The sequence below is a fragment of the Streptomyces sp. NPDC002787 genome, assembly GCF_053592095.1.
The window spans coordinates 123,875-137,911 of the sequence record NZ_JBSFVC010000016.1 but is presented as its reverse complement, the minus strand read 5'-3'; the positions used below and the strand labels follow the sequence as shown (position 1 = coordinate 137,911).

Sequence of the window (14,037 nt, the reverse complement as noted above, 5' to 3'; positions counted from 1 at the left end):
TGATGCACCCAGACCACCCGCCAGGTCTCGATCCCGACCGGCTCCGCGCCCTGCTCGACGCCGAGCGGCCCGGACTCGTGGGCGGCCCGCTCACCGGCCGGCTGATCGAGGGCGGGCGGTCGAACCTGACGTACGAGGTCACGGACGGCACCGCCAAGTGGGTCGTACGGCGGCCGCCGCTGGGCCATGTGCTCGCGACCGCGCACGACATGAGGCGCGAGCACCGTGTGATCAGCGCACTGCACCCGACGGACGTGCCCGTGCCGCGTCCTGTGCTGCTCTGCGAGGACGAGGAGGTGCTCGGCGCGCCCTTCTACGTCATGGACTTCGTCGAGGGCACCCCGTACCGCACCGCCGAGCAGCTGGCCCCGCTGGGCCCGGAGCGCACCCGGGCCGCCGTGCTGGGCCTGGTCGACACCCTGGTCGAACTGCACGCGGTGGACCCGGCCGAGGTGGGCCTCGCCGACTTCGGGCGCCCGGAGGGCTTCCTGGACCGGCAACTGCGGCGCTGGGGCAAGCAGTTGGACGCGTCCCGCAACCGCGAGCTGACCGGCATCGACGAGCTGCACGCGGCCCTCGGGCGACAGCTGCCGCACTCCCCCGCCCCCACGGTCGTGCACGGCGACTACCGGCTCGACAACGTACTGCTGGGCGACGACGACCGGATCAAGGCCATCCTCGACTGGGAGATGTCCACGCTCGGCGATCCGCTCACCGACCTGGGCCTGCTGGTGATGTACAGCGTGCCGCTCGCCATGCCCGACTCGCCCGTCTCCACGACCGCGGCGGCCGCCGGGCACCCCGATCCGGCCGAGATCGTCGAGCGGTACGCGGCGCGCTCGGGCCGGGACGTCTCCTCGGTGTCCTGGTACACGGCGTTCGCGTGGTTCAAGCTCGCCGTGATCCTTGAGGGCATCCACTACCGGTACACACTCGGCCAGACGGTCGGCCGCGGCTTCGACCGCATCGGCGACCTGGTCCCCGTCTTCATCGAACACGGCCTGACGACTCTCCGCGCCGGCACCCAGGAAGGCTGACCCAGCATGGACTTCGCATTCGACGCCCGTACGGAGGAGCTGCGCGCCAGGCTCCTCGCCTTCATGGACGAGTACGTCTACCCGGCGGAAGCCGTGGCCGAGGAGCAGCGGGCCGAGCTCGCCTCGCCGTGGGACACACCGGCCGTGGTGGAGGAGCTGAAGGCCGAGGCCCGCAGGCAGGGCCTGTGGAACCTCTTCCTGCCCGACTCCGAGTACGGTGCCGGGCTCACCAACCTCCAGTACGCGCCGCTCGCCGAGATCACCGGGCGGTCCCCGCAGCTGGCGCCGACCGCGCTGAACTGCGCGGCGCCCGACACGGGCAACATGGAGGTGCTGACCCAGTTCGGCGACGAGGCGCAGAAGAAGCAGTGGCTTCAGCCGCTGCTCGCCGGTGAGATCCGGTCGGCCTTCGCGATGACCGAGCCGGAGGTGGCCTCGTCGGACGCCACCAACATCACCACGCTGATCGAGCGAGCCCCCGACGGCACGGACGAGTACGTCGTCAACGGCCGCAAGTGGTACATCTCCGGGGCCATGAACCCGGACTGCCAGATCTTCATCGTGATGGGCAAGACGGATCCGGGTGCGGCCGATGTCCGTCGTCAGCAGTCGATGGTCCTCGTCCCGCGTGACACTCCGGGTGTCACGGTGAAGCGGGCGATGCGGGTCTTCGGGTACGAGGACCACTACCACGGCGGCCACGCCGAGGTGATCTTCGACGGTGCGCGGGTGCCGACGTCGAACCTGATCGGCGAGGAGGGCGGCGGTTTCGCCATCGCGCAGGCGCGGCTCGGCCCCGGCCGTATCCACCACTGCATGAGGCTCATCGGGATGGCCGAGCGGGCGATCGAGCTGATGTGCCGGCGGGCGGTGGCGCGCGAGGCCTTCGGCAGGGCGCTGGCCCAGCAGGGGGTCGTGCACAACTGGATCGCCGACGCGCGGGTCGCCGTGGAGCAGTTGCGGCTGCTCGTGCTGAAGACGGCGTGGATGATGGACACGGTGGGCAACAAGGGTGCCCACACCGAGATCCAGGCGATCAAGATCGCGACGCCTCGGACGGTCGTGGACATCATCGACCGGGCGATCCAGTTGCACGGTGCGGGGGGTGTGAGTCAGGACTTCCCGCTGGCCGAGCTGTACGCGGGGGCGCGGACGCTGATGATCGCGGACGGGCCGGACGAGGTGCATCAGCGGTCGTTGGCTCGGCGGGAGCTGAAGCGGTACGTGTGAGGCCGGGCGCCTTATAGCTCGGGGATGCGCGTTTCGTCGGCGGGTGCGGGTGCGTGGGGCTTCTCGCGCAGTTCCCCGCGCCCCTTTCGGGCCTCCGGCCCTCAGGGCAAAAAGCACGGGGCGCAGCCCCTGCTTTTTGAGGGGCGCGGGGAACTGCGCGACCAGCCCCCACGCACCCGCACCCGCCAACCCACAGGCACCCCCGAGCTATTGGGCGCCCAGGACCTGAACGCACCCCTACGGCCGCAGCGCGCGCAGCAGCAGGTCCGCCAAATGGTCCGCGACCTCCTGGGGGGTCATCGGGCCGCCCGGGCGGTACCAGGTCGACAGGTGGTGGACCGAGCCGAAGTGGTAGTCGACGACCAGGTCGGCCGGGGTCGCCTTGGAGAAGACGCCCGACTCCTGGCCCTCTTCGATGAGCGCGCGGAAGCGTTCGTGGTAGCGGCGGCGTTCCGCGCGGACCTGCTTGTTCTTCTCTGGGCTCAGATGGTGCATGGAGCGGAAGAAGATCATCGCGTCGTCGAGGTTGTCGATCGTGGTGACGACGACGTCCGCGGCGGCCCCCCGCAGCCGCTCCTCCACCGGCGCGTCGGCGTCCGCGAACGCGTCCAGCCGCTCCTGCTGGATGCGCAGCACACGCGCGTACACCTCGTGCAGCAGGTCGTCCTTGGAGCCGAAGTAGTGGTACAGCGCGCCCTTGGTGACACCGGCCGCCTCGACGATCTCCTGCACGGAGGTGCGATCGTAGCCCTGCTCGGCGAAGAGCCGGGTGGCGGCGGCCAGCAGCCGCTGCGGGACGGGAGTACCGTCACCGTCCGTCGTCCTGGGCACTGCCGCCACCTGCCTTCCGAGGTTCTGTTGTCGCCTACTGGTCGTCCGCCGGCGCCGATCGGTTCCATCCGGCCGGAATCGGGCGCTCCCGTCGGAGGATCATCGCATTCTCGGTCCCCCGTCCGCCGGGCAGGGCGATCAGCCGGTCGTCTCCCACTTCTGCTGGATGTGGTTCATGTTCGTCAGCCAGCGGTCGGGGTCGGCGGCCCGCGCCTGGTAGAAACCTGCCACCTCGGGGTGCGGCAGGATCAGGAAACGGTCCTTCTCCATGCCTTCGAAGAGCGCGTCGGCCACGTCCTCCGGGTCGATCGCGGTCGGTGCGAGCACCAGGTCGCCCGCGCTGCCGGAGGCGGTGAGCATGTCGGTGCGCACTCCCTGCGGGCAGATCGCGTGGACCTTGACGCCCCGGTGCCGGTAGGTGAGGGACAACCATTCGGCGAAGGCGTACGCCCCGTGCTTGGTGACGCTGTAGGGGGCCGCGCCGATCATCGTCAGCAGGCCCGCCGCCGAGACCGTGGAGACGAAACGCCCGCTGCCCCGCTCCAGCCACGCCGGCAGCAGTTCGTGCGCCGCCCGCACATGCGCCATCACGTTCACGTCCCAGGCGAGCGCCCAGACCTTCTCGTCGGCCGCTTCCGTCCCTCCCGAGGCGAGCCCGGCGTTCGCGCAGTACACGTCCACGGTCCCGCCCAGCGCGTCACGCGCCGTGGAGACGATCGCCGAGGCGTCCCCGGGGACGGGGATCCCGCCGATCTCGTCGGCCACGGCCTTCGCCCGGTCGCCGTCGAGGTCGTTCACCACGACCCGGGCACCCTCGGCCGCGAACCGCCGGGCCAGGGCCGCCCCGATCCCACCCCCGGCCCCTGTGACGACGACTCCCGCACCACGTACGACATCCACGACCGGTCTCCTTCGACACGACGTACCACGATCGACTCACTCCGCGCCCAGACTAACCGGTCGGTATGTCGCCGAGAAGGGTGCCACCGGCTTTTCATGGGTGCGGGGGCGACCGCGCGACCAGCCACAACCGCGCCGCGGATTACAAACCACCCGCGGAAGCGCTTAGCTTGCCTGTACGCCGCTTCCCGCACCCGCGATCCGGAGGTCACCCCCATGCGCCTCTCCCGCCGCACGTTCCTCGCCGCCTCCACCGCGGTGACCGCCTCCACCGCCGCCACAGCCGGCCTCACCGCCGCTCCCCCGGCCGAGGCGGCCCGCCCGGGGCAACGGCTCCGCACCGGCTTCGAGCGCCTCGCACAGGACGGCTACAAGCTTCTCGGCGGCCAGAAAGTCGGCATCGTCACCAACCCCACCGGCGTCACCGGAGAGGCCCGCCACATCGTCGACGTGATGCACGTCGACGACCGCGTGGACCTCAGGGCCGTCTTCGGCCCCGAGCACGGCTTCCGGGGCACCGCCCAGGCCGGCGGCTCCGAGGGCCGCCACGACGACCCGGCGACGGGACTGCCCGTCTACGACACCTACCTCAAGAGCGGCCGGGCCCTCGCGGACATCTTCACCGCCTCCGGAGTGGACACGGTCGTCTTCGACATCCAGGACGTCGGCGCCCGCTTCTACACGTACATCTGGACGCTGTACGACTGCATGGAGGCCGCCCAGTCGGCCGGGAAGCGGTTCGTTGTGCTCGACCGGCCGAACCCGGTGACCGGGCGCAGCGCCCAAGGGCCCGTCCTGCACAAGGAGTTCGCGACGTTCGTCGGGCGGCAGCCCGTCTCGCAGGCGCACGGGATGACGGTGGCGGAGCTGGCGCGGTTGTTCAACGGGGAGTTCCTCACCACGCCCGTACCGCTGGAGACCGTGCTGATGTCGGGGTGGAAGCGGTCGCGGTTCTACGACGACTCGGGGCTGCCCTGGGTGCCGCCGAGCCCGAACATGCCGACGCCGGACACGGCGCTCGTGTACTCCGGGACCTGTCTCTTCGAGGGGACGAACCTGTCGGAGGGGCGCGGCACCACGCGGCCTTTCGAACTGCTCGGCGCGGACGGCGTGGACCGGCGGTGGGCGGAAGCGGTGAACGAGCTCGGGCTGCCGGGCGCCCACTTCAGGGAGGCGTACTTCGCGCCGACGTTCTCCAAGTTCCAGGGCAAGACCATCGGGGGTGTGCAGATCCATGTCCACGACCGGGCGGCGTACGACCCCGTGCGCACCGGGATCGGTCTCCTCGTCACCGCCAGGAAGGTGTGGAGCGGCTTCGCCTGGCGTCCGGACAACTGGATCGACAAGCTGACCGGGTCGGCGCGGGTGCGGACGATGATCGACGCGGGTGCGGACACGGACGAGGTCGTGGCGGGCTGGCAGGAGGAACTGGCCGCGTTCCGCGCGGTGCGCGCGGAGTACCTGCTGTACCGGTAGCCGCCCAGCCGGTAGCCGCCCCGCCGGTAGCGAGGGCATACGTACGTGACGTATGGCCATCCGTCGCCGTTGGCAGGACCATGCGCCTGAGCGCATCTCCAACGGGGGCCGAAGGGGGCTCGTCATGGCGGATCCGGAAATGAGCGTGACTCCCTACTGGGAGCTGACCTTCGACGCGGACGGGGACGTGGACACCGGTCAGCGGGACCGCCTGCTGGAGGGGGTCGGCAGGCGCGGGGTCGTGGATCTGGTCGTCTTCGCGCACGGCTGGAACAGCGACCGGTCCGGCGCGACCCGGCTCTACAGTCGCTTCCTCGCTCCCTTCCCGACGCTCGCGCCGAAGGCGAAGCTGGGGTACGTGGGGGTGCTGTGGCCCTCGATGCGGTTCTCGGACGAGCCGATCCCGGACTTCAAGCCGGTCCCTGCCGTGGCGCCCAGCCGTCCCGCGCTGGACAAGCACACCCGGCACGCGCTCCTCGAGGTCTTCCCCGGACGGGCCACCGTCGTCGAACAACTGGCGCGGCTGCTCGACCAACGCCCGGACGAGGGTGCCTCGTTGGAGGAGTTCGGGCGGCTCGTACGGCTGCTGGTGGAGGTGCCGCCGCAGGGGCCGCAGGGCGCGTTCACCGCGGACACGATCGCGGAGGGGGTGCCGGAGGGCACGCCCGGGATGCTGTGCGGGGACGCGGTGACGGTGTGCGCGGACTTCGCGGCGGCACTGGCGGAGGTCGAGACCGCGGGGGTGATGACCGGGGCCGCCGTCACCCCGCCCCAGGCCTGGGACGGCGCTCATGAACTCCTGCGCCAGGCCACGTACTTCGCGATGAAACGCCGGGCGGGGACGGTCGGCGAGCGGGGGCTGGGGCGGCTGCTCGGGCAGCTCGCCCGGACGGCGCCGAAGGTACGTGTGCACCTCGTCGGGCACAGCTTCGGGGCCCGCCTGGTGTCGTTCGCGCTGCGCGGTCTGCCGGAGGGCGTGCGCACGGTGAAGTCGGTGACGCTCCTTCAGGCTGCCTTCTCGCACTACGCGTTCGCCGCCCGGCTCCCGCACGACAGCCGCGCGAGCGGTGTGCTGAACGGCCAACAGAAGCGGATCGACGGCCCGTTGGTGTGCTGCCACTCCAAGCACGACTCGGCGCTCGGCACCATCTACCCGCTGGCCTCCCGGATGGCGGGCGACGCGCGAACGGTGCTCGGTCTGAGCGTGAACAGTCTCCTGGGCGCCAAGTGGGGCGCACTCGGTTACGGCGGCATCCAGGCCGTCGCGGGCACCCGGTCGTTCAGGCTCGCCGACGCCCTCAAGGCCCATCTGCCCTCGTCCGGCTGCGTGAACGTCGACGCCGCGGCGGTGGTGAGACGCGGCGGCGCGCCGTCCGGCGCCCACAGCGACATCTGCCACGAGGAGCTGGCCCGGGTGGTGCTGGCGGCGGGCCGAGTCGTCTGAGACCGGCCCGCCGCCTGCCGTCACCTGTGCGAGGTGAACTCCACGACCTGCTGGTAGGTCGGGCGGTTCTGCCAGCTGATCTTGTTGTGCTTGATGCCTCCCAGGGTCTGCTGGATGATCGAGTCGGCGCACCACTGGTCGCCGGCCGAGCAGTTCGCGTCGCCCGGGTAGACCTGCGCGGCGGTCTTGCCGGCGGCCTCCTTGAGGGTGTTGATCAGGAGGGTGCGGCAGGCGCTGAGGCTGCCGCCGCCGCAGTACTCGTTCGCCAGCGGGCCCCGCACCGTCTCACCCAGCACCGAGCGGAGGTCCTTGTCGACGTAGCTCCACCAGCCGTACTGGAAGGAGCTGCCGGCGTGGGAGCCGGTCGGGCCGTGCGCGGCCGACGGGGACTCGTCGATGGGGAGGTTGGCGGTGATGGCGGTGTACAGGTCGGTGCCGAGGCCGGGTTCGAACTGGGCCTTCACCAGCAGGGGCCACCAGGCGTCCAGGATGCGGATCGCCTCGGCGTTGGCGTAGGTCTTGGAACCGGCGGCCGTCTCCGTCCGCTTCGAGCCCGACGACACCCAGGTCTGCAGCTTGCTGACCGCCGCGGCTGCCGCGGAGTCGGTGACCGTGCTGCTGTTGATGACCTTGAGCAGGTCCGGCACGACGTCCTCGGCCCTGAGGTCGGCGAGGCCCGCCTCGGCCATGGCCTTGGTGAGCGAGGCCCTGGTGACGCCGCCGGCCGCGACCAGGCGCTTGACCCGGTCGTCGAGCAGATTGCCGCGGTGGACGGAGCCGTTGCCCCACGGGGCGGTGGTGTAGTCCTTGGCCTGCTTGTTGTTCCAGGAGATGTAGTACTCCTGGTCGATGGAGTTGGGGTGCTCGGCGGGCGGGGTGTAGTCGGCGGTGTTGGTGGCCGGGTTCCAGTTCCGCCACTCGTACGCCGCCTGAGCCCAGACCGGGAACTCGGGGTCGACGCCCGTGGCGCGCACCGGGTTGTCGCCGCTGTTGTAGTACGCGGTGTGTTCCGAGTCGGCGTAGAACCAGTTGAAGGTGTAGTTGATGTGCTGGACGGCCTTCTGGAAGTCCTGCGGGCCCTTGACGTAGTCGGGGTCGTTCAGCATCTGGAAGCCGATGATCGACTCGGCCTCGTTCAGGTACGACGAGCGCAGGGTGGTGTAGGCGACCTTCTTGCCGTCGACCGTGGCGCGGTGCGTGACGGGGCCGTACTTGGTGCGCCAGACCTGCATACGGTACGAGCCGGCCGAGGTGGAGTCGGCGGTGCTGGGCTTCCAGGCGTTGGTCTGCTCGACCTTCTCCATCGGCGTGCAGGTGCCGCGGTACAGGTAGTGGACGTCGTCCTGGCACAGCTCCACGGCGTAGGAGTCGATGATGTCCTGGCCGGAGGTGGTGGCGCTCCAGGCGTAGTCCTGGCCCCGGCCGAGTTCGACGTACATGCTCAGACCCGCGAAGGAGGCGCCGCGGGCACTGATGCCCGGGCCCTGGATCTCCTGGAGCATGAGGAGTTGGGGTGCGAAGTAGCCGGTCTGGGGGCCGAAGACGGCGATGGGGTGGCCGCTCGCGGTGTGCTCGCCGCTGACGACCAGGGCGTTGGACATGCCGCGCCGGGCGGAGCCGAGGGCGCTGCGGGTGGCCGCGGAGGAGACGCTCGTGGAGGCTGCCGTGGCCGCGCTGCCGGTGCGGTCGTGGACGAGCGGCTCCTCGGTGACCGTGCCGTCGTCGGGCAGGGCCATGCCCTTGGGGTCGGCGGGCTTGGTGGCGTACGGGAAGCTGCCGTCGTGGACGGTGAGGGCGGCCTCGGGGTCGTTGCGCTCGCGGAAGGACTCCCAGACCTCGGTGCCCTCGGTGACGCCGTACTTCTCCTGGGCGGCCAGCAGGGACAGGGCGTTGTTGACCTCGCCGCCGCCTCCGGAGCCGAAGAGGGCGCCGATGACGGAGGCCAGCGCGACCAGGTCGGTGGGCTTGAACTTCTCGATGGTGCCGGCGTTGGTGACGGAGTCCTTGTGGCCGGTCAGGACGTACTCGCCGGGGAAGTAGCGGCCGCTGTCGGAGGCGTCGATGTAGGCGTTGATGCCGGCGACGTAGGCGTTGACGTCGGCGAGGGCCAGCTGCCCGCGTTCGCCGTTCGCGGCCACCGCCTTGTCGATCTGGGCCTGCAGGTCGGCCTCGGTGTACGGGGCGTGGCGCCAGAACTCCTGTTCAAGGCCCTGGTTGGACGCGGCGCCGCCCGCGAACGGGGTCAGCTTGCCCCGTCCGACGTGCCGGAAGACGTCCATCAGCCACAGCCGGTCCTGGGCAGCGGCGTAGCCCGCGCCGAACTCGGTGCCGTAGCGGGTGGTTCCGGTGATGTGCGGGACGCCGGTCTTCTTGTCGCGGACGATCGTGACGTCGGTGCGGCCGGCCGGCTTCAGGGTGGAGGCGACCTGGTCGGAGGCGACGCCGAAGGAGGCGTCGTTGAAGAAGGTGTTGATGGTGGCGTTGGTGAGCCCGGAGTAGCCGGTCGCCAGGTTGTTGTAGGGCCCGAGTTGGTTGCTCGCGTTCTCCGGCATGGTGCCGAAGGCCTGGTTGAGGAGGATCTGGGCGAGGGTGGCGTTGCCGTTCTGGCCGGGCGGCAGGATGTCGGAGCACTGGCCGCCGCAGTGGTCCGTCACCGCTGCCGCCTCGACGGCCTCGGTGTCGGCGGCCGCAGCCGGGGCAGCCGGGGAAAGAGGCGACAAAAGACCGGCAACGAGTGCGCATATGGAGGCGGCCTTGAGGAACTCCGGGTATCTACGGGGAGTTCTCAGTCTGTCCGGTGCGTTGCGTGAGGTGCGTGGGGTGCGCCAGGGCATGGCAGCTCCTCCCGACGGGGGTGGGCCGGATGTTACCGCCGGTATCCCCGGCTTTGAAGATGAACGTGCGTCACGTTTTTGGGAACACCGCCACGGGACGGGTGACTCACAGCGTGAACAGGTACTCAGAAGTAGTCGTAAGCCCAAGAAGAAGTATCAAGAAGAAGCCAGAGACAGTCAGGCGTAGGCAGGAACGGTCCGTGAACGGCTCAGCAGACGACTTATGGAGGTCATCGGAAATCGGATGGAGCCGAATCGCGTGTCGATACGTCTATTCGGCGACGTCCCGACGACGACGCCGAAGTGACCGAAGTACAGGTGCAGGTGTGACGGAGGTGCAGGGCGATGGCCGGTTTCCGGAGTCTGGCAAGACAGGTGCGAGATCCCAGGTGCGACCTGGCACTGCGGCGTTATTCGCTGCGCAAGTGCCTTGAGAGGTTCGCCCCCTACGGGCATCGGGCGACCTGGGACCACTTGTGCTCCCGGGCCGGGTTCGGTCCCGAGGACCGCAACCCTGACCCAGCGCGGCTCGTGGCCGCACTGGAGGAGTTGGAGGAGGCCCGTTCCGTCTGGCTCGACTACGAGGTGCAGTTCGCGCAGCGCCGCAAGAAGGAGAAGCACGACGGGCTGCGCAGGCCGGGCAGTGTCGACGACTGGCACCGGCTGACCTGGGGCGGGTTCGGAGTCGCCTGGTGCGACGATCCGAAGGTCCATCCCCGGGAACCCCTGGCGGAGGTGCTGCGCCGGCTCATCGCCGCGCTGGAGCGCGAACCGGGCTCGACCTGCCCGGTGTGCGAGGGCGAGCGCCTCGTCTACATGTACGACCTGGCCCATGAACCGTCCTCGGGCCCGGTCTGCACGGAGTGCGGAATCGTGGTGCCGCGACCGGTACTCACACCCGAGGCCCTGGCGGAGTCCAGGCGCGGACGGCTGCTGGTCTCGGCCTAGCGCGGCGGGGGTGCGCCGGGGATGCCGCACCCCCGTGTATGTGCACGACCGGAGTGGGATGTCCAGCCCGACGTCCGCGTGCACCTCTACGGCTACGGCTTCTTGACGTCCGTGTGGATGGCGAGCTTGAACTCGGCGAGGGTGAGCGTCGTGGCCCGCTTGGTGTCCCCCGACCCACGCGCGGACACCTTCAGGCCCAGGGGCATGCCCTGGTGCACGAACATCTGCCAGACGTAGGTGCGGAACTGACCGCCCCGTGTGGGCGCGCTGTCCGTGGTGCCCGTCGAGTCGTACTTCTTCTTGGTCATGTTCAGGGGATCCCGCACGAAGCGGACCCGGTACTCCAGCGTCCTGGGGTCCGCCTCCCAGAACACCATCGCGGACAGCACACCCCAGCCGTCGTGGCTGGGCCAGATCAGTCCGGAGCGCGGATCGGGGAACTTCGACGCCGTGTCGCCGCCGTTCGCCGGGTCGTGCATCTTCCAGGGGTCGTAGGACTCCTCGGTCTTCTCGTACGGGAAGCGCACCAGGTGGTAGCCGTCCGAGTCGTAGGCGATCCTCTGGACGCCCGAGTGTGCCTTCTCCCACTTCAGCGAACATACGACGACGCTCATCGACGTCTCCCTCCCCTTGCCGGAGGGCGCGCCGCGATGCCCCCTCCGTGTTCATGACACAGTGTCGGTGGGAGCGGTCGCGCGGGGGAACGAGACTCGCCGGGGGCGCTGATTCACAGGTTCACCACAGGTGGTCCCACCGCTCCGCCTCGGGCAGGACGAGCAACCCGGTGCGCGCGGCGAGACCGTGGTCGTGGGGCTCGATCCGGGCCGGGGCCTCCTGGAGCAGCCATGCCTGGAGTTCGGACACGGCCACGGCCTCGAAGGCGGTACTGCTCCAGTAGAAGGGCAGTTCGTCGCGGAGCAGGTCGTCGATCCACATGTCGGCGCAGTACCTCAGATGCGCGTCGGCCACAGACCCCGGCAGCCACCGGTCCAGCAGCGGCACGACCGTCCCGAGAATCGCCGCGCAGACCTCGAAGACCTCGTTGACCGGCCGCGGCGGCTCGGGCGCCACCAGGACGTCATCCCACCAGGCGTACAGGAAACGCTCGACGGCCGCGGCCTGCTCGGCCGGCCACGAGCGCCAGCCCACCTGGCTCAGCCCGTGCTCCTTCCAGCCGAGCGGCTCCATCGTGCCGTCCGCGACCGCACGCGCCCACGGGGGCAGCAGACGACGCATGGCGGCGGCGTGGTCGGCGAAGTGGTTGGACACCTCGAAGACGTACATCGTCAGTACGTCGAGCGGAACGGGCACGGACGGCGTGCGCAGGTACGCGGTCTCCTCCGGCATGTGGCAACGGCCACAACCGGTCTCGTGGGGGCTCGTGAAGCCGTCGAAGACCGTGTCGATGTCGGCGAGGGCTGCCTCGAGGGCGGGTGACAACAAGAGGGTGCGTCCCGTCAGGACTCCGTACCGGGTGGTGTTCCGTCTGTCCGTCCACCGGCCGAAGATCGCGACTCTACCAGCCGCAAATATGTTCGCTCCACCCCTTTCCCGTACGGACAGTGGGGGGCGATGAAACCGAACTGAGCACCCGAGGAGTGCCCGATGTCGACGCTGCGCGTCACCGCCGAAGTGCTGACGATCCACGAACACCCGAACGCCGACGCGCTCGAACTGGCCCAGGTGGGCCTGTACCGAGCCGTCGTCGCCAAGGGCGCGTACCGCACCGGTGACACCGCCGTCTACATCCCGGAGCAGTCGGTGCTCCCGGCCGCCCTGATCGAGGAGCTGGGGCTGACCGGACGGCTGGCGGGCGGCAAGTCGGACCGGGTGAAGGCGGTACGGCTGCGAGGTGAGCTGTCGCAGGGCATCGTCTGCCGCCCGCGGGCGCTCGCGGACGTGGACCTGACGGCCGCCGTCACGGACGGCACGGACTTCGCCGAACGGCTCGGCATCGTGAAGTGGGTGCCTCCGATCCCGCCGACGATGAGCGGCGAGGTCGAGTCGGCGCCGGATCTGCTGCCCTGGGGCGACATCGAGAACATCCAGCGCTACCCCGACATCTTCACACCCGGCGAGCCGGTCGTCCTGACGGAGAAGCTGCACGGAACGGCCTGCCTGATGACGTACTTCGCCGAGGACGGCCGCGTCCAGGTGTCCTCGAAGGGCTTCGGTGCGAAGTCCCTCGCGCTGAAGGAGGACCCGCGCAACCTGTACTGGCGTGCCGTCCGCGGCCACGGGGTCCCCGAGGCCGCGTCGAGGCTCGCCGAGCGGCTCGGGGCGCGCCGGGTCGGGATCTTCGGCGAGGTGTACGGCGCCGGGGTGCAGGACCTGACGTACGGTGCCGACGGCCGTCGCGACACGCTCGGTTACGCCGTGTTCGACGTCTCCGTCGAGGTCGACGGCCAGGTGCGCCGGCTGGACACCGCGGAGCTGTGCGAGCTGCTCGACGGCGAACTGCCGCTGGTGCCGCGGCTGTACGAGGGCCCGTACGCCGTCGAGCGGGTCCTGGAGGTGGCCACCGGCCGGGAAACGGTCTCGGGGCGCGATCTGCATCTGCGCGAGGGGGTCGTGATCCGCCCGGCCGTCGAGCGGTACAGCCCGGTGACCGGCGGGCGGGCCATCGCCAAGGCGATCAGCCCGGCGTATCTGACCCGCAAGGGCGGCACCGAGTACGAGTGAGACCCAGGCTCCCCACGGGATCTTCGGGGGACCCGTGGGGCCCGGAGCCCGGGAGCCGCCGCTCAGCGGCAGCTTCCGGGCTCCTCCTGTTCCACCGCCTGCCCGGACGGCTGCCGGCGCTCGACCATGAGGCGGGAGCCGCTCTGCCGTTCACCGAAGACGTCGTCGGGGTTGGAGAGCACACAGGTGGCCAGGGACAGACAGCCGCAGCCGATGCAGTCGGTGAGGTGGTCGCGCAGCCGGTTGAGCTGTTTGATCCGTTCGTCCAGTTCGGACCGCCAGACCTCGGAGAGATGCGCCCAGTCCTCGCGGGTGGGCGTCCGCTCCTCGGGCAGCTCGGCGAGCGCCTCGCGGATCGTGGCGAGCGGGATGCCGACGCGCTGCGCGGCCCGGACGAAGGCGACGCGACGCAGGGTGTCACGGCTGTAGCGGCGTTGGTTGCCCGTGGTGCGGCGGCTGCTGATCAGCCCCTTGGACTCGTAGAAGTGCAGGGCGGAGACGGCTGCGCCGCTACGGGCCGACAGCTGGCCGACGGTCAACTCGTGGATCTTCTCGGGGATCTGGGGCACCCCTCCGAGCCTACCCACACCCGGTGACGTCGCGGTCCGTTGACAGGGGCCGCGCGGCCGACCATGCTAAGCAGTTGCTTAGACCT

General features: G+C 70.2%; 12 protein-coding genes. 6 read left to right on the top strand and 6 right to left on the bottom strand.

All coding sequences use genetic code 11. The features are described from left to right. Positions 1-2: 2 nt before the first annotated feature. Both ACWD26_RS23345 and ACWD26_RS23340 read left to right on the top strand, forming a co-directional pair. Complete coding sequence (locus tag ACWD26_RS23345) at positions 3-1,037, top strand: phosphotransferase family protein (RefSeq protein WP_451273186.1); 1,035 nt, start codon at positions 3-5, stop codon at positions 1,035-1,037. A 6-nt stretch (positions 1,038-1,043) separates the two neighbouring features. Next, complete coding sequence (locus ACWD26_RS23340; protein WP_451272997.1) at positions 1,044-2,267, top strand: acyl-CoA dehydrogenase family protein; 1,224 nt, start codon at positions 1,044-1,046, stop codon at positions 2,265-2,267. Between the two features lie 237 nt (positions 2,268-2,504). On the opposite strand, the gene ACWD26_RS23335 is transcribed toward ACWD26_RS23340, so the two are convergent. Then, positions 2,505-3,098: a TetR/AcrR family transcriptional regulator gene (locus ACWD26_RS23335; RefSeq protein WP_451272995.1), complete on the bottom strand. Its 594-nt coding sequence runs from the start codon at positions 3,096-3,098 to the stop codon at positions 2,505-2,507. 138 nt (positions 3,099-3,236) lie between these two features. Beyond that, positions 3,237-3,998, bottom strand: coding sequence for an SDR family oxidoreductase (locus ACWD26_RS23330; RefSeq protein ID WP_451272993.1), 762 nt, complete (start codon positions 3,996-3,998; stop codon positions 3,237-3,239). A 216-nt stretch (positions 3,999-4,214) separates the two neighbouring features. Between ACWD26_RS23330 and ACWD26_RS23325 the strand changes: the two genes are divergently transcribed. Together ACWD26_RS23325 and ACWD26_RS23320 are read left to right on the top strand one after the other, a co-directional pair. Further along, positions 4,215-5,474, top strand: a complete 1,260-nt coding sequence (locus ACWD26_RS23325; RefSeq protein WP_451272991.1) for an exo-beta-N-acetylmuramidase NamZ family protein — start codon at positions 4,215-4,217, stop codon at positions 5,472-5,474. Positions 5,475-5,598: 124 nt separating this feature from the next. Next, the gene (locus ACWD26_RS23320; protein ID WP_451272989.1) at positions 5,599-6,918 is read left to right on the top strand and encodes a serine-threonine protein kinase; all 1,320 of its coding nucleotides are present in this window, start codon (positions 5,599-5,601) and stop codon (positions 6,916-6,918) included. 20 nt (positions 6,919-6,938) lie between these two features. Here ACWD26_RS23320 and ACWD26_RS23315 read toward each other — a convergent pair whose 3' ends face one another. After that, positions 6,939-9,752 (bottom strand): penicillin acylase family protein, encoded by a 2,814-nt coding sequence (locus ACWD26_RS23315; protein WP_451272987.1) that lies wholly within the window; start codon positions 9,750-9,752, stop codon positions 6,939-6,941. 345 nt (positions 9,753-10,097) lie between these two features. On the opposite strand from ACWD26_RS23315, the gene ACWD26_RS23310 reads away from it, so the two are divergent. Beyond that, on the top strand, positions 10,098-10,700 hold the full coding sequence (locus ACWD26_RS23310; RefSeq protein ID WP_451272985.1) for a hypothetical protein: 603 nt from the start codon (positions 10,098-10,100) through the stop codon (positions 10,698-10,700). 92 nt (positions 10,701-10,792) lie between these two features. Here ACWD26_RS23310 and ACWD26_RS23305 read toward each other — a convergent pair whose 3' ends face one another. Then, positions 10,793-11,314 (bottom strand): hypothetical protein, encoded by a 522-nt coding sequence (locus tag ACWD26_RS23305; RefSeq protein WP_451272983.1) that lies wholly within the window; start codon positions 11,312-11,314, stop codon positions 10,793-10,795. Positions 11,315-11,435: 121 nt separating this feature from the next. After that, positions 11,436-12,140 carry a hypothetical protein gene (locus tag ACWD26_RS23300; RefSeq protein ID WP_451272981.1) on the bottom strand — a complete coding sequence of 235 codons (705 nt, stop codon included), beginning with the start codon at positions 12,138-12,140 and terminating at the stop codon, positions 11,436-11,438. Positions 12,141-12,305: 165 nt separating this feature from the next. Here ACWD26_RS23300 and ACWD26_RS23295 point away from each other — a divergent pair, with 165 nt between their 5' ends. After that, complete coding sequence (locus tag ACWD26_RS23295) at positions 12,306-13,382, top strand: RNA ligase (ATP) (RefSeq protein WP_451272979.1); 1,077 nt, start codon at positions 12,306-12,308, stop codon at positions 13,380-13,382. Between the two features lie 62 nt (positions 13,383-13,444). Here ACWD26_RS23295 and soxR read toward each other — a convergent pair whose 3' ends face one another. Beyond that, the gene (gene soxR, locus ACWD26_RS23290) at positions 13,445-13,951 is read right to left on the bottom strand and encodes a redox-sensitive transcriptional activator SoxR (RefSeq protein ID WP_451272977.1); all 507 of its coding nucleotides are present in this window, start codon (positions 13,949-13,951) and stop codon (positions 13,445-13,447) included. Positions 13,952-14,037 lie beyond the last annotated feature (86 nt).